Origin of the sequence: Cumulibacter soli, from assembly GCF_004382795.1 — a bacterium.
GTDB lineage: Bacteria > Actinomycetota > Actinomycetes > Mycobacteriales > Antricoccaceae > Cumulibacter > Cumulibacter soli.
The window spans coordinates 56,358-78,111 of the sequence record NZ_SMSG01000005.1 but is presented as its reverse complement, the minus strand read 5'-3'; the positions used below and the strand labels follow the sequence as shown (position 1 = coordinate 78,111).

Sequence of the window (21,754 nt, the reverse complement as noted above, 5' to 3'; positions counted from 1 at the left end):
CGGTCATGTCGTTTACTTCCACTCGTCAAGGTAGCCGGAAAGCCGCGCACGGAAACGTGAATCGAAGTCGGCGTAGCGCGCGCGTAGCGCCTCCCCGGGCCAATCCGCCGGAAGCAGAGCGTGCGGCAGAACGGGGTCGACGAGGAGATGCCGCAGTACGGCCGCTGACACAGCAAACGCCTCCGGGATCGTCGCGGACTCATTCATCGCGTCGTGTAGCGCTCTTGCTCTTTGGGCCCATGTGGGAAGGTCCCACAGTCGTGCGGCCAGTTCGGCGGGGTCGGAGTTCGGCTGAGCTGTGAAACTCAGACAGCCGTCGTACGGCGTCTGGACCTTCTCGATCAGGTTGTCCGGACGCAACCACAACCCTTCACGCAACTCCGCGAACCGCTTTGCGGTCATTGCGGTGCGGAAGTCTTCACGTTCACCGCGGCTACGGCGTGCGCTCGTGACAACGAGCATCTGCCAGCGATCGGTCCAAGGCTGTGTCTGTGGCCATCGGCTCGCGTCCTGGCGCCGCTGACGCGCGATGAGCCGCTCCGTCAGGCGGTACTCCTCCCCGTCACGAGCCAGTTCGCCTGCGGTGTACATCCGTGACACCGCCACCCGGACGGTGCCCTCGCTGACGCCGAAAAGTGTGCCGAGCCGAACGAGTTTGCCCACGGGCATGGACGGAGGATGCGCGCCCAACAACGCGCTGAGCAGTACCGAACGGGTGCTGAGCGGGCGAACCAGATCCTCACCATTACGTTCTTGCGCCGTGTGACCCATGATCGTAATGTAATGGAATGAGTTCCTACATCGTCGAGCAGGTTGACCGCTTACCGCACGGCAAACCCGAGAAACGCCGCCGCTACGCAACGGAGCGATATCAGGGTGCGGCCGGCCTGAACTGGTACGACAGCGACCCGACGTTGCAGTTCATCCTGCGAAACCACCTCGGCGAGAAGGGTCTCGAGTGGGCCGGCGGATATCTGAGCGAGATCGGCGCGCTGATGGCGGGCCCGGTCAATACGTATGCCGAGCAGACTGACAGGAACCGACCGTATCTAGAGCGGTACGACCGCTGGGGGCATGACATCAGCTCCGTCGTGATGCCCGCATCATTCGAGGCTTCACGTCAGCTACTTGTCACCCACAGTTTCGCTACGCCGGAGTTCATCGGCAAGGCCGCCACGGCGGGGATTTCCGATGTTGAGCCGCTCACTGCCGCTCGCAGCTACCTGTTGAATCAGGCCGACATCGGCATGACCTGTGCGTTGGGGACCGGTGGCGACATGGTGCTACGGCTCGCCGAACAGTACGCCCCCGGTGACGCTCAGGTGCGGGTCAAGGAGGTGCTGGCAGAAGGCCAACTTACCGGCGAGACGGCGCAACTCCTGACTGAACGCACGGGCGGCTCGGACCTCGCCGCGCTGGAGACCACGGCGCGTCGTGACGGCGGAACCTGGCTGCTCAACGGCCTCAAATGGTTCGTCTCCAACGTCAACGGCAGTGCCTACGTCGTACTCGCCAAGCCTGAGGGTGCCGATGACGGCGTCCGCGGCATCGTGCCGTTCCTGGTACTTCGTGAACGTGCGGATGGCAGTCGAAACGGGATACGAATCCGCCGGCTGAAGGACAAACTCGGCACGGCATCCGTGGCCTCCGCCGAGGTTGAGCTGGTGGACGCCGAGGCATTCATGCTCGCACCATTCGACGAGCAGCCAGGTGGTGAGCGGGCTGGGCAGGGCCGTGGCCTGGGCCGGATGATGGAGATGACGAACGATTCCCGAATCGGCGTGGCCATGATGGGGTTGGGCTGCGCCCGTCGCTCGTTGGTCGAAGCACTCTCGTACGCGAAAACGCGCGAAGCATTCCATGCACCGCTTGATCGTCAGCCGTTGATGCAGCGGAAGTTGGCCGAACTCATCGTCGAGACCGAGGCCGCTCAAGCGCTCGTCTTCGAAGGCATGATCGGTCCGCGACTGCGCCTTGGCGTGCCGCTGATCAAATTGCGGGCCGCGCGGCTTGGCATCACCGCCGCCAGTGACGCGATCGAGGTGCATGGCGGTAACGGCTATATCGAGCAATGGCCAGTCGCGCGGATCCTGCGCGATGCCCAGGTGAACACCGTATGGGAGGGCGCCGATAATGTGCTGTGTTTGGACGTGCGCCGGGCGATCACGCGCGATGAGGCCCACCTACCGCTGTTCGAGCGGATACGAGATGCCCTCGCCGCCAGCGGCGGTGATGATGAAACGACCGGGGTTGTCGCGGATCGGCTAGGGCGGGTTGAGTCTGCTCTACAGCGGTGGCGTGGTCTCGAACCGGAGGTGGCCGAAGCGCGACTGTTCCCCCTCGCGCAGCACATGGTCGACGTGTATGCCGCAGCGCTGCTGCTGGAGCAGGCTGGGTCCGCGGCCGCGGCCGGAGATGAGGGACGTAAGGCACTCGTCGCGAAACTGTATGCACGATCGCACCTGGTGCCAGCAGACCCGCTTGCTGCGATGGATGACGAGGCGCCAGAAATCCGTCACTGGGACCAGTTGCGATCGGGTGCATTGGTCGACTGACAGTTGCTGACTGTGGCTCGCTGCTGATGGCCGGTGTCGGTGCGGACGAGCGCTAGCCGCCGCCCTCGACCTGGTCACGGGCATACCCAGTTGCGCGAGCGTGCGCTCCGAGGAGGATTATGGGCCGCGTGACTGATGTGACCCGAAGTGAGATTGATACCAGCGAACTTCGCCGTGAAGAGCTGTCGTACGAGGAGTTGGCGAACGCCGTCCGTGAACTGATCGACGCCACCGTGCGTACCAAGATCGGCGCGGACGACGTCAACGATTTGACTGCTCAGATCCGGGCGGCATCAGCGAAACTGTTGGCCGACGCGCACCCTGCCAATGTCGGATTGCTGCTTTGTGCAGACGGCCGTCGTCGCTCGCCGTCGAACCCGGTCTCCGGTCGGCGCAATGCGTTCGCGCCGCCATTGAAGGTGAAGCGCGATAAGGACGAACTGCGCGCGTGGAGCACGTTCAACCTCGGCGCTGCTTACGAGGGTCCGCTGGGGCACATCCATGGCGGCGTGCTCGCCATGCTGCTGGACCAGATCCTCGGCATGATTCCCGCGTTGGTGGGTCTGCCCGGGATGACCGCCTACTTGAACGTGACGTATCGGCGTCCGTCGCCGCTGTTCGCCGACCTCAATATCGAGGCCAAGGTCGACCGCACCGAGGGCTGGAAGACGTTCGCTACTGGACGGATCTTCGACGCAGAAGGACGCACGACCGCCGAGGCAGAAGCATTGTTCATCGTCCCGAAGTTCGCTCGCGAACGGCTTGAACGCCGACAGAAACAGGATCCGATGAGCGACGACGGGGAGTACGAACCGAACATCTGGTTTAACGCGCCGAAGAACCTGATGTAGCCTCGGCAGACTTCGGCACAGCCTGGCATTGCCGCGGGACGTTGCCGGGTCCGTTCTACGAGAGGTAACCGATGCGCTCGATCGGCAACATTCTGTGGTTGGTGTTGGCGGGCTGGTGGCTTTCGCTCGGATACTTCTTGCTCGGATTGCTCGCGTGCATCACCATCGTCGGCATCCCGTTCGGTCTTGCATCATTCCGACTCGCCCGGTTCGTGATCTGGCCGTTTGGGCGCACGGTGGTTTTCCGCAGCGACGCCGGTGTGGCATCGCTCGTTGGCAACGTGGTGTGGATCGTGCTCTGTGGCTGGGAACTGGCGATAGGTCACCTGATCGCCGGGCTGCTGCTGTGCGTCACGATCGTTGGTATCCCCTGGGGCCTCGCCTGCTGGAAGATGATCCCGCTGGCGTTCGTCCCGCTGGGACGGCGGATCGTGCCGATCTCCGCGGCCAACCCAGACGCACTCGGCTTCGGAATGGAGCGTTGAGCGCGCCCGAGGCGTTATTCGTTGCCGAGGCGGCGCACGGTCTCTGGTAGTGCCGCGACGATATCGCGGTCGTCGTCGTACCCATCGCGACCGGCGTCGGCGAACATGTCGTGTGCCTGGGTGAGGTAATTGATGGCCTCTGCGATTGCGACGTGCTGTTCCTGGTTGTAGGCCGACCAATTATCTAGGTACGGCCGAACATCGGCATGCATACCGAGCACGGCGTACTTGTCGAAATGGTGATCCTTCTTGGCGCGTCGTTCGACCTGTTGCTCGTGTTCGGCCAGTCGCGCGAAGAGCTCGTCGGGTGTCGACAAATCAGACATGATGCCAGCCTAAGCAGGGTTGGCTGATGGAGCGAGAGAGCCCGGCCGGTTGATACCGAACCGATGTCAGCGGCGACTCCCAACAGCGCGGGCACCTGCCCCCTCCGGATTCGTCATCGCTCGTATCGTCGCCGAGTGACCTCACGACTCGGTGGCATCGGACTTCATCGGGGGGCAGGTGCCGCCAGGTGTTGTCGCGAGTTCGTAGTGCCAGGACTCATTGGCGTAGATCTGGCAGAGCCCGAACTCCACACCACGCTGAGCGAGCCAGTCTGTTGCGCTCATTGGTCCGATGTCGACGGCATGTCCGGTGACGTGATGGCTGGTGGACGGATCAGCCACGAGCTTCTTGGCCTCTGCGGCACCGATCGCGTCGATCTCCTCCTCCATTAATTGTGCTTGATACGCCTCTGCCCGCCAGCCGGAGGTTATGCCGATCGTGACGCCGTCCTGCGCCGCCGCCGCCGTCGCACCTTGCAGTGCTGCCTTCAGTTGCGGGTCGAGGCGGGCAATGGCGGCATGCGCGGCGTCTTTCGTGATATCGAGGTACTCGCCGTCCGGAACAGCACCGGTCGGTTCAACAGAATTGGTCGTGGTGCGATGCGTGCTGCGCGGCTCGGCATCGACGGATTTCATCAGCGTGGCGCCCAGTGCGATGGACAGGACGACGAGGATAAGCCCCAATACGGTCAGCGCGCCTACGCCGAACTTGCTCGATTCCTGTGTCTGAGTCATGGCCACGACGATGCCGAGCGATCTGCGCGATTCTGTACGCGCTCATCGACAGTAGTGTCACAGCCTCTCGACAAACGACCGGCGTCCGTCCGCCAGTGAGGTGTAATAGATGCGAGCGATGGCCAGGAACGGAGGCGATGAGGTGCCGTCTGTACTCCTCATCGAGGACGATGAGAACGTTGCCAGGGCGGTCTCCCTCGGTCTGCAGCGTCTGGATTATGTGGTGCGGGTGCTCGATCGTGGGACGGATGAACTCGAGGGCCTGGTGCTCGCGACCGACGTAGTCGTGCTCGATATCGGGCTGCCCGGTATGGATGGTTTTGCGCTCTGCCGCCGGATCCGTGCGGTGAGCGACGTCCCCGTCGTCATGCTCACCGCCCGCTCCGAAGACATCGACCAGGTCGCTGGACTTGAAGCCGGCGGCGACGACTACGTCGTGAAGCCGGTCAGTCCACGAGTTCTGGATGCGCGCATCAAGGCCGTGCTGCGTCGGGTGCGCTCGTCGGAACCGGCGGAGGTCTCGAATCATGCGGCGAGGAGGGAGCTCGTCATCGATGATCAGGGGATGCGAGTCTTCAAGGGCGGCGCCGAAGTGCAGTTGACGCCGACCGAGATGAGGCTGTTGCTGGTGCTCAACGCGCACGAGGGCGCCGTTCTGAGTCGTGAGCAGTTGCTGGCTGCCGCGTGGAACCAGGACTATCTCGGCAACTCGCGACTCGTCGATGCATCGGTGGGCCGGCTGCGCGTGAAAATTGAAGACGACCCCAACATTCCGCAATTCATCCACACAGTACGAGGATTCGGTTATCGACTGACCACCACTCGGCGACCCGAATCGTGATGAGCAGTGGCACGCGTCGGTGGCGCGATGGTCTACGAGCACGCCTGGCAGGCACGATCGTCCTGGTGGTGCTATTGACCAGCGGCGGCACCGCATTGTCGGTATATCTGACATTGAGCTTCTGGCTGACGAAGAACGCCACGACCACCGCGTCGTACATCTTCAGGTCGGAGATGGAAGATCTCGCGGATAGCAATCCAGCGGCGCTCACCCAGTCTGAACTGTCGCGTCTGGTCGAGCCGGATGTCACGCTGGTGCTGGATGGCGACCTGGTCGTGCAGGGATCCGTATCGGGAGCCGAGATCCACCGACCGGGCGCGTCGCCTTCGGGAACGGAGATCGGGCCGGTACAGATTGAGGTGCATGGTCATCGAGTGACAATGAGTGTCGCCGTGCCCATGACGTCGGCGACCGGGGAGCAGGCCACCGTCGTCGCGTACGTCGACCGGACCCTGCCTGGGATCAAGTCCGGCATCATCACCCTCGGTACGGTCACCGGCATCTCGATCGTCGTGGCGTTGGCAATCGCGTTCGCCGGCGCCTGGTGGCTCGGCGGCCGCCTCATCACGCCGCTGCGTCAGTTGAATGCCGCCGCGTCTCGATCATCGGCGGGCCAATTCGATGCCGAGTTGCCCGAAGCACGGATCACCGAGGTGGCCGATCTGGCCGAGGGGTTCAATCAGATGCAACGAGCGCACACGGCATCCCTGGCTCGTCGTGAACAGTTCGTTTCGGATGTCTCGCACGAATTGCGGACCCCGTTGGCCGCGATGATCCCGGTCGTGGAGATTCTCGAGGAAGAACGCGGCGCGATGAGTCCGGACGCTCGAGAGGCGGCCGACATTCTGAGCGCCGAGGTGCACTCACTCGCGTCCCTGGTCGAAGATCTGATTGAAATCTCCCGGCATGATGCGCAACGGGTCCGCTTCGTCCCGGAGCACTTCGACGTGCGCGCACTAGTGGGCTCGGTGGTCGCAACCCGAGGTTGGGGCGCGAGCGTAGAGGTGCAGTCGGAGGAACCCCAGGTGTGGGCATACGCCGATCCACGGCGTCTGGAGATCGCGGTGTCGAATCTCGTGGCGAATGCGCATCGGCATGGCAGTCCCCCGGTCCGGGTGGACATCGCGCGGATCGATGGCGACCTCGTGATTCGAGTCAGTGATCACGGCCCCGGTGTACCGGCCGAGGCGCGCTCGAGCATCTTTGAGCGGTTCGTCAAAGCGGATACCGCCCGCACCCGTGGGGACGGGAGCGGACTGGGACTGTCCCTGGCGCGGGCGAATATCGCGATTCACGGCGGGACGATCGAGGTGACGTCACTGCGCGAACCGACGACGTTCACCATCAGGATCCCGCGTGCAGCCGAAACTCGATCTCGATAATGAGAACGATAATCACTTTGGTATTCTCTGTTCGTCACAGAACGGAGACCACATGCCCGCTGCCGCGCCGCCGACGGCCGAGTCGATACGAAGCGAGATGTATCTGCTCGATCGATGGGCTGAGCTCACCCTCGCGCGTTTCCTAGCGACCGAGGCGGGCTTGGCGCCCGGCGTTGGATGCACGAGTGCGCATCTTGCGCAGCGATTGCGCATCACCGAACGCCACCGACCGGTCGTACAGCGGTGGGTGCGCGTCCTCGCCGGCGCCGGGTTGATCGCATTCGACCCGCACAGTGACACCGCGTACGGCGTCCGCGCGCCCGAAGCCGGGGAAGTGGAGCGCGCTTTCGAGGACACTCGCGAGGTTGAGCACTGCTGCGGACCCTCGCTACGACAGTTTTATCGCGCCTGCGCCGAGCACCTTGGTGAGCTGGTGCGTGACGAAATCAGTGTGCAGAGCCTACTGTTCGCCGATCCCCGCATCGCCGAGGAGATCTACGCGGGTAACGCTGCGAGCCGGCTCGTCAACGAGATCGCTGCTGATGCAGTGGCTCGACTGGTGAGCCCGGGGGGTCGGGTGATGGAAATTGGCGCCGGGACCGGCGCGACAACTCAGCACATCATCGCGCGACTCGACACGTCGGTTCGTTACGACTTCAGCGATGTCGGTGACTATTTCCTGCGGATGGCGCGTGAGCGCTGGGGTGCTCGGGCGGGATTCGCTGCTACTCGCTACGACTTACGGCAGGACTGCTCGGCACAGGGAGTCGAACCTGGATCGGTCGACGTCCTCGTGGCCGCGAACGTACTGCACAACGGGCCGAACGCCACCGCGACGCTCCGCGACCTGCGCCGGCTACTGCGTCCGGGGGGACACCTGGTGATGATTGAAACCGGCCGCGAACACCACCCGCTGCTGTTGTCCATGTACCTGCTGATGTCCCCACCGCCGGGCCGAACCGACGAACGGCCCAGCGATCAACGGCGACATGACGGCCGGATCCTGCTACGACGCGAGGAATGGAATACCGCCGCCCACGCCGCCGGTCTACGGGAAGTCGAGATCGCTCCGGAAAGGTCGCATCCCCTCGAAGGCATGGCCCAGTTCGTATTGGTAGCTGAGAACCCCGACGCTGCCGGCCCATCTGTTCACTCGTGAAAAGGATCAACCGATGACCGATATCGCCATCGTCGGGATGTCGTGCCGTCTGCCGGGCGCGCCTGATATCGCGGCCTACCGGGACTTGCTGACCGCAGGGCACGAAGGATTGCATCGTATGGCGTCCTCGACGTTCCCTATTCCGGTGGTCGGACGCGTTCACTCGGCGCTCGAGGTAGACCACGAAGCGCTGGGGCTCGGTGCCGCCGATGCGTTGATCATGGATCCGCAGCATCGAGTGTTCGCTGAGTGCGCCAAAGATGCGTTGGATGCGGCTGGGCACGGCGCCGGCGAAGCGCGCGGTGTGGTGGGGGTGTACGCCGGAGCTGGCCTGTCCGGGTACCTCGTGCACAACCTGGCCGGCCGGTTCGTTGCCACTGGTGGTGCGGATCCGGCCGACAGTCTGAACCTGCATACCGGGAATGTCGCCGACTATCTTCCGCTGCGGATCGCTCATATTCTTGGATTGAACGGTCCCGCACTCGCGATTGGCGCTACCTGTGCGACGTCCCTAGTCGCCGTGCATGTCGCGGTCCAGGCGCTGCTCGGGTACGAGTGCGACACGGCGCTCGCCGGTGGCGTATCGCTGCAGATTCCGCATCCGGACGGGTATGTGGCTCTTCCCGATGGTCCATTCAGTCAGGATGGACACACCCGCTCGTACTCGAAGGGTGCTAGCGGAACGGTATTCACCGACGGTGCGGGCTGCGTGGTGCTGCGTCGTCTGGATGATGCCGTGCGGGACGGCGACACGATTCATGCGGTGATCCGCGGCAGTGCCGTCACCAATGACGGCGCTCAGAAGGTTGGGTTCACCGCGCCCACCGTTGCCGGCCAGGTGGCTGCTATCGAGCAGGCGCTCGCCGTCGCTGACCTAGATCCGAGAGATATTGGCGTAATCGAAGGACACGGCACGGCTACGATGTTGGGTGATGCGATCGAGATCGCGGCGTTGCGCGAGGTTGCCGGCCAGTCCGCGCAGCCGTGGTGTGCGCTCGGATCGGCGAAAAGCAATATCGGCCACACGTCGTCCGCAGCAGGTGTAGCGGGGCTGATCAAGGCGGTGCTGGCGGTACGGGACGGCGTCATTTTTCCCACTGTGCATGCGGATCCGGTGCCGGACCTCGATGGATCCGCGTTCTATCTCCCTCCGGGGCTGCAGCAGTGGGATTCACCGATGCGTCGGGCCGGGGTGAGCTCGTTCGGAATCGGCGGCGCCAACTGTCACGTCGTCCTCGAAGAGCCCCCGCGTTACGTGCCGGCCCCTCAGCGGCCTGACCCGCACGCCCGACACCTCGTCGCTATCAGCGCGGCGTCGCGCAGCGCAGCCCTCGCATGGCGCGACGAAGTCACCAAAGTGGCAGGGTCAACGGCAGCTAGCGGCACACAGATCGCAGATATAGCAGCAACGACGGTTCATGGACGAGCACGAATGCCACACGGCGCGCTCGCCGTACTCGACGACGGCGGCAATGTGCTGGCAACGAGCGACGCCGTAGCTCGCGACAACCGAGTCATACTGGCGTTCCCGGGTGCCGACGCGCAGCGCCGCGGAATGATGAGCGGTGCAATCACCGCTGATCCGGAGCTTCGGGACCGGCTCGCCGAGGTAGCCGCAGAGGTCCGTGTCGCCGGCGGTCCCGACACCTACGAACTACTGACCGATGCTACCTCGGACGATCTACTGCCGAGTCCCGCCGTCGGTTTGCCCACCTTGTTCGCTGCCGAAGTGGCGATGGGTCTGCGCCTACTCGATGTCGGGGTGCGCATCGACGCGGTCATCGGACACAGCGTCGGCGAGTACGCCGCAGCGGTGATCGCCGGAGGCCTGTCGCTGCCGGATGCCGCGATGCTGGTTGTGGCGCGTTCCGAGGCAATGGCGAAGACCACGCCCGGACGGATGTTGGCTGTAGCGCTCGACGAAGCCGCCATGCTCGAGGTGCTGCGCCGTCATCCCGGAGTCGATCTGGCCGCCGTAAACGGGCCGACAGCATGTGTGGCCGCCGGAGCGATCGGTGACATCGAACGCCTCGCGTCAGATCTGGATCAATCAGACGTGCGTACGGCCTTAGTAGGAATCGACGTCGCGGCGCACTCACGACTCATCGAACCGGCGCGCGCCATCATCGACGAGGTCGGTGCCCGCCTCACGCCACGATCACTGGATATTCCACTGTTTTCGACCCTGCAGGGCAGGCAGGTCACTACGCAGGAATGGCACGACCCGCACCGATGGGGCGATCACTTACGCGCAACGGTGCGATTCGCCGATGCGCTCGAGGCGGCAATTGGAGACCAAGAAGTCATCGTGGTCGTAGGCGGGCCGGGAACGAGTGTCGCCACAGCTGCCCGCAGCGTGGGTACTACCCGTGTCGCTGCAGTGGTTGCGCCGTTCGGCGACGACATGGACGGCGATAGCGCAGTCGACGTGCTGAGCGCCTACGGCGAACTCTGGGCGCATGGGGCCGGGGTCGATCTCACAGCGGTCACGGGCCCGGTCCGTCGTCGCGTGACCCTGCCGACATACCCGTATCAACGACGACGGATGTATGTCGAATCGCAACCGAGATCAGTAGCCGCCGCCGGGCCGGGAAGTAGCGAGCCCAGTGCAGCTGAGCCGCTGCAGGTGCCGACGTGGCGCGAACTTCCGCCCGCGACTGAAATGGTAGGGCCAGTAAGCGTTATCGGAGAAGGACCGCTGGCGCAGCAGCTTCGGGAGTACGTCGACCGAGGCGCAGATGCGGTGTCCTCCTCCGGTGCCGCGCATGCGCTGGCCGTAGCGATTGATACGACGCGCGGAGGCAGCGACGCGGAGCGGCTGACGAATGCGTTGACCGAACTCGGCGATCTCGCTCGTCAATTAGCTAGCGCGGCCGAAATTATCGCCGAGGACGAGTCGATTTCGCTGATATGCCTGCACAACGGAGCCGATGATGCCGTAGCCGCAGCGCTGGTTGGAGCAATCCGGGTGCTCGGCCAGGAGGTGCCGAGACTGCGGTGGCGAATCGTGGAAGTTGACGACTCGAGCTGGCGACGCGGTGCGATTTTGACCGAACTCGGCGACCTCGTTGCGGGCGGGCGCACCGGGTGGGAGATCACGCTCCGCAACGGACGCCGGGCAGTGCGAACGTGGCAGTCCTGGCGCCCGAGCCCTGCAGCAACCGAGCCAATCGTGCGCGGCCAAAGCGTCCTGATCACCGGAGGGCTCGGTTCGGTGGGGCTCCGGCTGGCCGAACGCTGGGGCCTCGAGTTCGGGGTCCGCATCGTACTCGCCTCGCGGCGGGTCGGCGCCCTCGAACAGAGTAGCGACGAGCGGTCTATTGAGCAGCGGAACGCGGTCGCCGAGTTACGGCGCCGCGGAGTCGACCTCGAACTGGTGCAGCTGGATGTTGCCGACACCCAGGCGTTCGGGCGTGTTGTCGAGCAACTGACGAGAGAGCGCGGTCGACTCGACGTGGTCATTCATGCGCCGGTCTCGCTCGAACTCGCACCGCTGTCCGAACTGGATCAGGAGCCGTTGGAGGCGAGCCTCGCGGCCAAGGTGCGGGGAGTGAACGCGTTGGAGTCGGCGATCGATCGCCTTCCGCCCGCGCAACGGCCTCCTCGAGTGGTGCTGATGTCGTCAGCGGCCGGGACGATTGGCGGGTTCGGGTTGGCGGCGTACGTCGCCGCGAGTCGCTACCTGGACGAGGTGGCCCGACGCCGCCATGACGACGGTTGGCTCGCGCTCGACTGGGACCGGTGGCGGTTCGGCACGGCCGCCGAAGCCGAGGCGATCTCCGAAATCACCATGAAGAACGCGATGGATGCCGACGATGCGCTGAACGCGTTGGAGCGTGTGCTGAAACTGCCAGACAGTCCTCCGCAGATAGCGATCTCACCGAGCGCACTCGACCCGCGGTCAGTCGCGCTACCGCGCAGAGCCGCACTGACGCCTGGCGGAGAGGCCGACCTTCGCACAGCGAATGAACGACTTGTGGCCAGCGTGTGGAGCTCGGTGCTCGGCACGGAGATCCGCAGCCGCGATGACGACTTCTTCGCACAGGGCGGCCATTCGCTGCTGGCCACCCGCGTACTTGCCGAACTTCGCGAGCAGTGCGGAGCGCGGCTGCGGCTACGTGACCTGCTGCGCGCACCCACCGTCGCTGCGCTCGCCGAGTTACTCGAAGCCGACGCGCCTCATCCGGTCGTCGACGTGTCGACGGCACTGGACGTAGTCGACGCGACAGAGCCGGCCGTCGAGCATCGGACGAGCGACGAGTCAGGTCCGCGTGCGCCGCGCCTTCGCGGAACGACGCCTTCGGCACCATTTGGCCTGACCCGCGTGCAGACGGCGTACCTGCTCGGGCGGCAAGATACCTACGACCTCGGCGGTGTGGCGTGCCAGTTCTTCCTCGAGATCGCGTGCCCGGACATCGACGTCGACCGGTACACCGCCGCTTGGCAGCGAGTGGTGGACCGCCATGAGATGCTGCGCACCGTCATCGACGAGGCCGGTCGTAACCACCCGCTGAATCCGCCACCAGAGGCAACCCCACGGGTGCACGACCTCACCGCGCACAGTCCGGCATCAGCATCCGAAGACCTGAAGCGACTGCGTGACGCGGCCGCACATCGCGTCGCCGACCCGCGTCAGTGGCCACTGGTCGAGCCGATCGTGGTGTTGATGCCGGACGGCGGCCACCGCTTGCTGATCGCCGTCGACGTACTCGTGTGCGACTCGGCGAGCTGGATGCTGATCGACCGTGAGATGCGCGCAATATATGAAGATCCGGCCGTCGACCTGCCGAACATTGATCTGACGTTTGCCGACTGCATTACTGCCATGGAGGCAGACGCTCACGGTCCGGAACGCGCTGAGGCGTGGGAATACTGGAATGCGCGGATCGAGGAATTACCGTCGGCACCGTCGATCGACGTGTCAGCGACGGCGAGCAACGCTATGGGCCGCCCCCGGTTCGTGCGGCGTCGCACGACGATTGATGCCGCGATCTGGGACGTGATCAAGCGGTGCGCGGCCGAGCACCGGATAACGCCTACCGCGCTGGTCCTCGCTGCATACGCAGACATACTGCAGATCTGGTCTGGGCAGGCCCATTTCGCGATCACCACGACGGTGTTCGATCGGCCGGACCTCCCGGGCGTCGAGAACGTCGTCGGTGAGTTCTCCTCGCTGCTGCTTTTGGAGCGCAAGCCCAGTCATAGCCAGGATCTGGTGCACGCCGCGTCTGCCCTGCAGAGACAACTGCATGCAGACCTCATTCACTCCTCGGTCAGCGCCCTGGAGGTACTGGCCGAAGAGGCTCGCCGTACGGGCAAACAACGTAACGTCCCGGTCGTTTTCACCAGCATGATCGGCCTTGACGCGACCGATGACGGTGGCCACCACGACACTGAATGGCTCGGCGAAATCGTTGATGGTGTCAGCCAAACCCCGCAGACCTGGCTTGATCACCAGGCATTTGAGCACCGCGGGGATCTGGTGCTGCAGTGGGATGTCAACGAAGCTGCCGTCGACCCGAGGGCCGCCGATGACATGTTCACCCAGTACGCCGCCGGCCTCGCGGCGTTGGCCGAAGGCGAGTGGTTGCGTGACACCTCGCTGATTGGCGTGTGCGATTCCGAGGACAGTCAGCCGGGCCGGGCAGCCCCTGACCCGACCGCCGATTCTGCAACTGCCCCGGTTGTGATTGATGCGGTCCGCGAGGTATGGGCAGACTTACTCGGCGTCGACGCCGCCAGCATCGGCAGCGATGACAGCTTCCTGGCGCTCGGAGGGGATTCGTTACTAGCTGTGCGCATGGCTGCCATGCTCGCGGAGCGTACGTCATACACGCTGCCGCTGACGGCGGTTCGCTCCGAAACAACAGTGTCCGAGCTCGTGGCTGCGTTGCGGGATGGGGAGTCGGCAGCCTTCGACACACACGAAACGGTGGCCACGCGACCGCCGGAACCTGTGAATAGCAGCAGCGAAGTACAGCCGCGGACCGGTGGGGCTCAACCAGCTGCGCTACCCGCAGGCGAGGGCCGCCCATTCCCGTTGACAGCGTTGCAGCGCGCCTACTGGCTGGGGCAGCAGTCCACATGGGACGTGCCTGCATGCCCCGCAAGCGTGCTGACGGTGGTTCCGCTGCGGGGCGTGGATGCCGTGCACGCCTACGAACAATTACGGACGGCGCTGAGCGCGTTGGTTCGTCGGCACGAAATGTTGCGGGTGCGGATTGCCGATGACGGCACGCAGGTTCTTCGTGACGTCGACGATCCCACCTGCACGCCCCGGGTTGACGTCATCGATCAACACGGTCTGGATGCCGAACACACAACGGAAGAACGACCGCCCAATGACAACCCAGTCGCCGCGCTCCTCGACGACTGGGCGCGCGAAGTCCCCCATCTGGACCTCGAGCCGGCAGTACGCGCCGCGGTGGTGCTGGACGGACAGGATCAGGCGCGCCTGATCACCAGGTTCAGCCTGCTGGCGATCGACGGGTGGTCCACCGCGCTGATCGACCGCGACCTCGCAGCTCTGCTGGCCGGCGATCCATTGCCCCGCCCGCCCGCGGCCGGAGCCGTCGCGCACTACCTGCAACGAGCTACCGAACGGCGCGATACTGACCTTGACTGGTGGCGCGCGTATCTCGCCGACCGACCTGCGCCGCCGCGCTTGGCCACTACCGGCCGCAAACCGTCACCCGCCATGATTCGACGGGAGGCTCGACTAGACGCGCACCTACATCGTGCCCTAGCCGACCAGGCTCGCGCTCGTGGGCTGACACTCAGCGCCGTCACGATGATCGCACTAGCGCGCGCCTTGCGCACGCACACCGGCCAAGATCAGATGCTGCTCACCACGCTGCATTCGCGTCGCGAAGCACTGCACCCGGACGTGCTGGAGCTGGTCGGACCGTTATCGACCACCGCGCTCGTGCCCGTAGACCTACGCGGCAGCGGCGATCTGCGCGACCAGGCGAAAGCTCTCGGCGCCACCCTGGCCGATATCGGTGCGCACTTGAGCGTGAGCGCCATTGAGGTTGGCCGCGAACTGTCCCAGGGCGCCGAGCGCTCACGGCCTATCGCACCCTTCGTCGTTCAATCCACGCTCGGAATGAACAACGATCCCGACCTGGAGCGATCCTCGGGTGCGCTTGGCTTCGCCGATGCGGGAGCGTTGAGCCAGCGTGTGTCGACGCCGCATATTCACGGCGAGTTTCGCGCGTTCGCCCTAGGCGGTGAACTCATCGCCGACATCGCATTGCGCGAGGGTATGTACGAACCGCACCTCGCCAGTGAACTGATCGCCAACACCATGGCCACTCTCCGCGACTTGGCTGCGGGGCGAGGATGGACCGAAACTGGTGCGAGCAGGTCGTCGGGTTTCGGCGCCATAGCTCGCAGGAGCGAGCAAGACGAACTCCTCAGCGAAGTATGTGACCAATGGTCGACGCTCTTAGGATGTGTGGTCGGTCCGGACGACGATTTCTTCGAACTGGGCGGGGATTCACTGCTCCTCGTGCGTGCACTGCGTGCTCACGCCGACATTGAGGTGCAGCCCAGCCAACTGCTGACTGAGCCCACGCCGCGACGTTTAACGGAACTGCTGCGCAGCGGCGATGAGCGACAGACGTCAGATATAAGTGTGAATCAACGGGTGCTAGGCCGCGTCCCGGAGGATTCCGTCGTACACCTCTCAAGCGGTTCTGGTGATCCTCTCTTCCTCATCCATCCGTCCGGCGGCGACGTCTCGTGCTACCTATCCATCCTCCGCTTGACAGGTCTTGATCGCCCGGTGCTCGCGATCGCCGACCCCGGACTGAATGGACACCGCTGGCCACAGGATCTCGACGAGGTTGTACGGCGGTACGCGGCAACTATCGCTGATACACAACCGAACGGTGCCATCACGGTCGGCGGATGGTCGATGGGAGGCGCCCTCGCGCATGCTGTTGCTGTTGAACTGCGTCGAATCGGGCGCGACGTCGCGCAGCTCATCATGATCGATTCGACCTGCCCGGAGCGGATCGTCGCGATCGAAGGATTGGATGCTGACGCGACGACAAGCGCGCAGCGGATGCGCTTCCTGCGGTCGATCCAGGCCTACCTCGGCGTACGTGCCTCGGCACCTGATGTGGAGGGGCTGCAGTCCGAACTGATCGAGCTCGGCGCCTTCGTTGGTATGGAGGCGGCCGAGGCGCGATTCGTAGTGTTCGACCGACACCTACGCGGCCTGGCTGACCACCTCGCCACCCGACTCGACGAGACCGTGCCCGTGCTGCTGGTTCGGGCCGCCGATCGAGCGCCATACAACGGGCGCCTCGGTATGGGCGTGGACGACGCATTGGACGACGACGCTCTCGGCTGGCGTCCGTACGTCGACGGGGAACTGACGGTGCGGACTGCCCCGGGGCACCACTATTCGGTCATCCGCGATGACGGTGCCCGCGTCGTCGCTGCCGAACTTGATCGCGTACTGCGCGGTGGTTCCACTCGCGCACAATCTTCAACACCACTGAAAGGCACTCAATGAAGAAGACGAACGTGTCCCGCTGGGGGCGCTCGCGACCGCTACGTGCACTGGCTGCGGTTCTCGCAATCGCGCTCGCGGCGTCCTGCTCGGCTAGCGGGGCAGACACCGAATCACGAAGCGCTGGGGACCAGCAGGTGATGCGCGCCGGAGCGGTCGGCGCAATGCCGTCGGTCAGCGATCCGCACGGCTCGCTGTTCAACGAATCCGATTGGCTCCGATTCGCCGCGATCTACGATCCGCTGGTCGGTGTGGACGGCAATGGCGACCCGGCCCCCGGATTGGCGGAATCCTGGCAGGTGAACGACGCTGCCGATGTGTGGACGTTCACCCTCAGACAAGGGGTTTCCTTCAGCAATGGCGATCCGGTTACGTCGGCCGACGTGATGTACTCGCTCGGACGGATCGACGACCTCGCCGACCAGAACGGTGCGAGGCTCGGCACGGTCGACATGAGCGCGTCCTCGGCACCGGACGACCACACGGTGGTGCTGCATACCGCGACCCCCGACGCCGAACTCCTGCAGACCTTGGCCGGTACGTCGTTCATCGTCCCGGAGGGCACCGAATCATTCGACGAGCCGGTCGGGTCAGGGCCGTTCGTGATCACGGAGCACAACGACACGGCCGCAACGCTCGTCGCCAATGGAGGCTGGTGGGGCGGCGAGCCCGCTTCCGCTGAAATCGAGATCCGTTCCTTTAGTAGCGCCACGGCGATGAACGACGCAGTGACAGCGGGACAGATCGATATCGCGATCGGTGCTGAACCGGTGGCGGCCGAGGCGGCGGCCGGCAACGAGGATCTCCAGGTGGTCACTCAACCCGCCGCATCCACGACCCCGCTGCTGATGCGCCTGGACAAGGCGCCGTTCGACGAACCGGGCGTCCGCGAAGCTGTGAAGCTGGCGGTGGACCGTGAGGCACTCGTCGATGCGGTATATCTCGGTTATGGCGAGGTCGGTGCCGATCTGCCACACCCGAACGATCCGTCAGCACCGGATCTGCAGGCCCCCGAGCGGGACCTCGACGCCGCAAAGCAGGCGCTCAGCGAGGCGGGTTACCCCGATGGCATTGAGGTTACGCTGTATACCTCGGCGGCATATCCGGCTATGGAGCCGACCGCCACCCTGGTTACCGAGCAGCTCGGCGAGGCCGGGATTGACGTCACGGTGTCGAATGAACCTGCCGAAACCTACTGGATGGAGATCTACGGACAGGTTGCGTTCAGCGTCGGCTACTACTCCGATATGCCCTATCCGGTCTGGGTACGCCAAACCGCGCTGACGACCTCAGCCTTCAACGAGACACAATGGCTGCACCCTGAGTTCGATGCGAAGTTTGACGAGGCGATGGCGACCACCGACACCGACAAACGGTACGCACTGCTTGGCGAGATGCAGACCGAGATGGCAACCGAGGGGGGCATCGTCGCGTGGGGCCATGGCGACGGCATCACCATTGCCTCCAGTGATGTGTCCGGACTGGCTGAGAACGGCGGACTGGATCGGATGAACCTCACGGAGCTCGCCGTATCGTGACTGGCTCGCATCCTCGCCTAGCGCCGTTGGCGTCGATCGAAGTGACGGTCGACGCGCCCACAGATTCGACATGTCGATAGTTACCGCCGCGACGTCCAGCCGGTCGTCGCGGCGGCGCGTCGTCGGCGCGGGAATGAGCCTAGTCCGTACTGCTTGTTGGGTAGCGGGCGTTGTCGTTCTCGCCGCGCTGCTGATGCACATCCTGATCGGGCTAATGCCAGCGGACGCCGCAACGATCGTCGCCGGACCCGGCGCGGACGCGGCTCGGATCGAACGGCTTCGCACCGATCTCGGGCTCGACGCTGGCGTCCTCACCCAGACCGCGGATTGGCTCTACGCCGCGGCTCGGGGCGACTTTGGCGTCTCATTGATGAACGGTGACCAGGTCAGCGTGATGCTCGGTGAACGGATCGCGGTATCTGCGGCCGTGGTCATCCCGGCGTGGTTGTTGACCGTATCCGTCGGTACCGCGCTGGCGCTCATCGTGGCTGTTGACGGCTCACGACGTACTCGATGGGTGCAGGTGGTCGCTGGTGGCTTAAGTGGCGTGCCGGAGGCGATCGTTGCCACCGGTTTGGTGCTTTTACTGGCGACGTGGCTCGACTGGCTGCCACCGGTATCGCTGATCCGCCCCGGCGACTCTGTTCTGGACGATCCGAGCCTGTTGATCCTGCCGATTGCCGCGCTCACTTTGCCAGCGACCGCATGGCTGTTACGAGCTCTGCGTGGACCCGCCGAGGACGTCGCGGGCCGCCGATATGTCGCCGAAGCGCGGCTACGCGGGCGATCGGCATCTTCGGTCGCGGCGCGGCATGTCCTTCCCGTACTCCTACCGCTGATCGTGCAGAACGCGGCTGTGCTGGCAGGGGCGATCCTCGCCGGTTCGGTTGTGGTTGAGCAGATCGTCGCGCTGCCGGGTGTTGGCGACCTGCTTTCACAGGCCGTTGCCATCCGAGACATTCCGGTCATTCAAGCTGTCACGGTTCTGGTCTCTGCGGTCGTCGCCACCGGCTTGGCGTGTGCGGACGCATTGCGCCGTCGCCTTGAGGTGCGGCGATGAGGATGGTGCGCCGGTACGGCCTGTTAGCGATGGTCGGGTTTTTCTTACTCGCGGTCGCGATTGGCCCGTTAGTGGCGAGCGCGCGGGCGTCAAGCGTCACCGAGACCGTTGGTCGCCCGTGGTCTGCGCCCGACGATGGAAGCCCATTGGGTCTTGACTCGCTCGGGCGTGACGTGCTGAATCGACTACTCGCTGGCGGCGCGGAACTACTGGCGGGATCCTTGATCATTGGAGTGCTTGCGGGGGTCCTCGGCGCGGTAGCCGCTCTGCTGACCTGGCGCCACCGGTTGGGCGCCGCGGTCCTGCGAAACGCTACCGGATTGGTGCTTGCGATTCCGGGTGTCGTGATCGTCTTGCTGCTGGCGGTGTTCGTCGACGTATGGATAGCTGTCGGCGTCGCCATGCTGCTGCTCGGCGTTCCCGCATCTGCCCGAACGGTCGCGATGACGCTGGCGTCGCTGTCACGCGCTGGACACGTCGAGGCGGCCATCACGCGCGGGGAACGACAGCGGTCGGTGCTGGTGCGCGAAGTCCTGCCGGCGATCGGGGCAACCGTGATTACGGATCTTGGAAACCGAGTAATTGCCGCGATGCAGCTCGTCGTTGCGATCCAGGTCATTCGCGGCGGCGATGCGCTCATCTGGAGTTCAATGGTGATGGCAAATCTGAAGGGAGTCGCGCTCAACCCGTGGTCTGTAGCAGGACCTGCCTGCGCGTTAGCTCTGCTCGGTATCGCCGTGGCGATTGGTGTCGACCGGATCTCGGAACTTCTGGCTCCGCCGATCACACGCGGTGCGGTGCGGCGTCGTGCTGCGACGAATGCCTCCAGTGCGGGACTGACTGTGCGAGATCGCCATGGCCAGATTGTGCTGAACGCCGTCGATCTGGAGATCGAGCCTGGTGAATTGGTGGTGGTGCGCGGGCCGTCCGGAAGCGGAAAGACGACTCTCCTAGAGGTGCTTGCCGGCCGTCCGGCGCCCGGGCTCGCCACCGTGGGTGGACTGAGGCCGCTCGACGGGCCGATTGCTTTTGTGCCGCAGGATCCGGCTTCCACCCTTGATCCGCGCCAGCGGGTCGACGCTGTGCTGCGTGACGGGCTTTCGCGACGCCGCGTGCGGCGCCACAGGCTCGTCGAGGCCGTCGCGGCACTCGGATTGTCAGAACGGGTGCTTGGCCAGCGAGCTGGAGAACTGTCCGGCGGAGAGGCGGCGCGGGTTGCCATAGCTCGCGCACTGATGGGCGAGCCGCACTTGCTGCTGCTCGATGAGCCCACTGCTGGGCTTGATGCAACCAACCGGACACGAGTTGCAGAGCTCCTACGCGCGCGTCGCGATCACGGCCATATCTCGATTGTGGTGACCCACGACGACGCGCTGCTGGTAGGACTACCGGTCCGCCGAGTGGACCTTGCGGCCCCGGAAGGTGACCTCGAAATGGCACCGTACGACGGTGAAGGTGATGAGGTGTTGCGCACGCGCAGCATCCGTTTGTGCACGCCGCAGAAACGCGCCCTCCTGAATGATGTGCAGCTGTCCTTATCTGCCGGAGAGATCGTCGCAATAGTCGGGCCCAGTGGCTGTGGCAAGAGCACATTGCTGCGGGCACTCGCTGGGCTGCATCCACTGACCAAAGGCACCGTGGAACTCGTCACCGGCGATAGTGTCGCAGAGCTGCCGAGTGCTACCTCGTTCGATGATGCTGCGGAGCGCGACCGGGAGCAGTGGCGCGCAGTGCAGCGGGCAGGGCAGGACAGCCGACTGGAGTTGAACCCCTCGATCCGGCTGCGGAATCAGATCGCCAGGCCGTTACGGACGCTGCGTAACCGAACGATGAGCGAATCGCTGAGCGCGGCCGACTCGCTGCTACGAGAACTCGGCGTCGATGAGAGGACGGGTCGGCGCCGTCCCGGCGAGTGTTCGGGCGGGCAGCGACAGCGCGCTGTGCTGGCCCGTGCCCTGAGCGCGCGACCGCGAGTGTTGCTGCTCGATGAGCCGACCTCCGCGCTGGACCGCGAGAGTGTCGGAAAGGTACTGGCGGTACTCGGCAGGTTTCGGGCCGGTGGAGGTGCGGTGCTGCTGGTGACCCACGACGAGGAACTCGCCGCATTGGCGGACCGAACGCTGCACGTGAATGAGCGACGAGTTCTGGAATATGCAAAGGATGCCACATTGCTGCGCGACCCCACGAAAGCGGCGATCACAGAACCACCATCTCCTATGGAAAGGGGACGGATTGCGCACCGATGACCTGTGGGTGACCTCGAGCGCGAGGGCGCTGGGGACGACTTACACAGCAGAAGAA

At 64.7% G+C, this 21,754-nt stretch carries 13 protein-coding genes; 10 read left to right on the top strand and 3 right to left on the bottom strand.

Annotated elements, in window-relative coordinates:
* Positions 1-12 precede the first annotated feature (12 nt).
* A complete protein-coding gene (locus tag E1H16_RS11830; RefSeq protein ID WP_134324094.1) occupies positions 13-771 on the bottom strand; it encodes a PaaX family transcriptional regulator C-terminal domain-containing protein in 759 nt (252 codons plus the stop codon).
* Positions 772-788: 17 nt separating this feature from the next.
* On the opposite strand from E1H16_RS11830, the gene E1H16_RS11825 reads away from it, so the two are divergent.
* The 3 genes from E1H16_RS11825 to E1H16_RS11815 all read left to right on the top strand — a co-directional run bounded on the left by E1H16_RS11825 (position 789) and on the right by E1H16_RS11815 (position 3,891).
* Positions 789-2,555 (top strand): acyl-CoA dehydrogenase family protein, encoded by a 1,767-nt coding sequence (locus tag E1H16_RS11825; protein WP_134324093.1) that lies wholly within the window; start codon positions 789-791, stop codon positions 2,553-2,555.
* Positions 2,556-2,683: 128 nt separating this feature from the next.
* Positions 2,684-3,406: a PaaI family thioesterase gene (locus E1H16_RS11820; RefSeq protein WP_166741740.1), complete on the top strand. Its 723-nt coding sequence runs from the start codon at positions 2,684-2,686 to the stop codon at positions 3,404-3,406.
* A gap of 71 nt (positions 3,407-3,477) precedes the next feature.
* A complete protein-coding gene (locus E1H16_RS11815; protein ID WP_134324091.1) occupies positions 3,478-3,891 on the top strand; it encodes a YccF domain-containing protein in 414 nt (137 codons plus the stop codon).
* 14 nt (positions 3,892-3,905) lie between these two features.
* On the opposite strand, the gene E1H16_RS11810 is transcribed toward E1H16_RS11815, so the two are convergent.
* Positions 3,906-4,217, bottom strand: a complete 312-nt coding sequence (locus tag E1H16_RS11810) for a hypothetical protein (protein WP_134324090.1) — start codon at positions 4,215-4,217, stop codon at positions 3,906-3,908.
* Between the two features lie 141 nt (positions 4,218-4,358).
* Entirely contained in the window at positions 4,359-4,952 is a 594-nt protein-coding gene (locus E1H16_RS11805; RefSeq protein ID WP_134324089.1) for a M15 family metallopeptidase, read from the bottom strand.
* 118 nt (positions 4,953-5,070) lie between these two features.
* Between E1H16_RS11805 and E1H16_RS11800 the strand changes: the two genes are divergently transcribed.
* The 7 genes from E1H16_RS11800 to E1H16_RS11770 all read left to right on the top strand — a co-directional run bounded on the left by E1H16_RS11800 (position 5,071) and on the right by E1H16_RS11770 (position 21,699).
* Positions 5,071-5,793, top strand: a complete 723-nt coding sequence (locus E1H16_RS11800; protein WP_134324088.1) for a response regulator transcription factor — start codon at positions 5,071-5,073, stop codon at positions 5,791-5,793.
* Positions 5,793-7,175 carry a sensor histidine kinase gene (locus tag E1H16_RS11795; protein ID WP_134324087.1) on the top strand — a complete coding sequence of 461 codons (1,383 nt, stop codon included), beginning with the start codon at positions 5,793-5,795 and terminating at the stop codon, positions 7,173-7,175. Before E1H16_RS11800 ends, E1H16_RS11795 begins: the two co-directional genes overlap by 1 nt.
* A gap of 52 nt (positions 7,176-7,227) precedes the next feature.
* Complete coding sequence (locus tag E1H16_RS11790; protein WP_134324086.1) at positions 7,228-8,334, top strand: class I SAM-dependent methyltransferase; 1,107 nt, start codon at positions 7,228-7,230, stop codon at positions 8,332-8,334.
* A 13-nt stretch (positions 8,335-8,347) separates the two neighbouring features.
* Complete coding sequence (locus tag E1H16_RS11785) at positions 8,348-16,858, top strand: type I polyketide synthase (RefSeq protein ID WP_134324085.1); 8,511 nt, start codon at positions 8,348-8,350, stop codon at positions 16,856-16,858.
* Complete coding sequence (locus E1H16_RS11780) at positions 16,855-18,393, top strand: ABC transporter substrate-binding protein (RefSeq protein ID WP_134324084.1); 1,539 nt, start codon at positions 16,855-16,857, stop codon at positions 18,391-18,393. Before E1H16_RS11785 ends, E1H16_RS11780 begins: the two co-directional genes overlap by 4 nt.
* Before the next feature lie 133 nt (positions 18,394-18,526).
* Positions 18,527-19,453, top strand: a complete 927-nt coding sequence (locus E1H16_RS11775) for an ABC transporter permease (RefSeq protein WP_166741739.1) — start codon at positions 18,527-18,529, stop codon at positions 19,451-19,453.
* Complete coding sequence (locus E1H16_RS11770) at positions 19,450-21,699, top strand: ATP-binding cassette domain-containing protein (RefSeq protein ID WP_134324082.1); 2,250 nt, start codon at positions 19,450-19,452, stop codon at positions 21,697-21,699. Before E1H16_RS11775 ends, E1H16_RS11770 begins: the two co-directional genes overlap by 4 nt.
* Positions 21,700-21,754: the final 55 nt, after the last annotated feature.

What these genes read in the sequence shown, in the direction of transcription:
- E1H16_RS11800 (WP_134324088.1), top strand. Translation starts at nt 5,071, where the DNA reads ATGGCCAGGAACGGAGGCGATGAGGTGCCGTCTGTACTCCTCATCGAG.
- E1H16_RS11830 (WP_134324094.1), bottom strand. Translation starts at nt 771, where the DNA reads ATGGGTCACACGGCGCAAGAACGTAATGGTGAGGATCTGGTTCGCCCG.
- E1H16_RS11770 (WP_134324082.1), top strand. Translation starts at nt 19,450, where the DNA reads ATGAGGATGGTGCGCCGGTACGGCCTGTTAGCGATGGTCGGGTTTTTC.
- E1H16_RS11780 (WP_134324084.1), top strand. Translation starts at nt 16,855, where the DNA reads ATGAAGAAGACGAACGTGTCCCGCTGGGGGCGCTCGCGACCGCTACGT.
- E1H16_RS11775 (WP_166741739.1), top strand. Translation starts at nt 18,527, where the DNA reads ATGAGCCTAGTCCGTACTGCTTGTTGGGTAGCGGGCGTTGTCGTTCTC.
- E1H16_RS11790 (WP_134324086.1), top strand. Translation starts at nt 7,228, where the DNA reads ATGCCCGCTGCCGCGCCGCCGACGGCCGAGTCGATACGAAGCGAGATG.
- E1H16_RS11810 (WP_134324090.1), bottom strand. Translation starts at nt 4,217, where the DNA reads ATGTCTGATTTGTCGACACCCGACGAGCTCTTCGCGCGACTGGCCGAA.
- E1H16_RS11815 (WP_134324091.1), top strand. Translation starts at nt 3,478, where the DNA reads ATGCGCTCGATCGGCAACATTCTGTGGTTGGTGTTGGCGGGCTGGTGG.
- E1H16_RS11805 (WP_134324089.1), bottom strand. Translation starts at nt 4,952, where the DNA reads ATGACTCAGACACAGGAATCGAGCAAGTTCGGCGTAGGCGCGCTGACC.
- E1H16_RS11795 (WP_134324087.1), top strand. Translation starts at nt 5,793, where the DNA reads ATGAGCAGTGGCACGCGTCGGTGGCGCGATGGTCTACGAGCACGCCTG.
- E1H16_RS11785 (WP_134324085.1), top strand. Translation starts at nt 8,348, where the DNA reads ATGACCGATATCGCCATCGTCGGGATGTCGTGCCGTCTGCCGGGCGCG.
- E1H16_RS11825 (WP_134324093.1), top strand. Translation starts at nt 789, where the DNA reads ATGAGTTCCTACATCGTCGAGCAGGTTGACCGCTTACCGCACGGCAAA.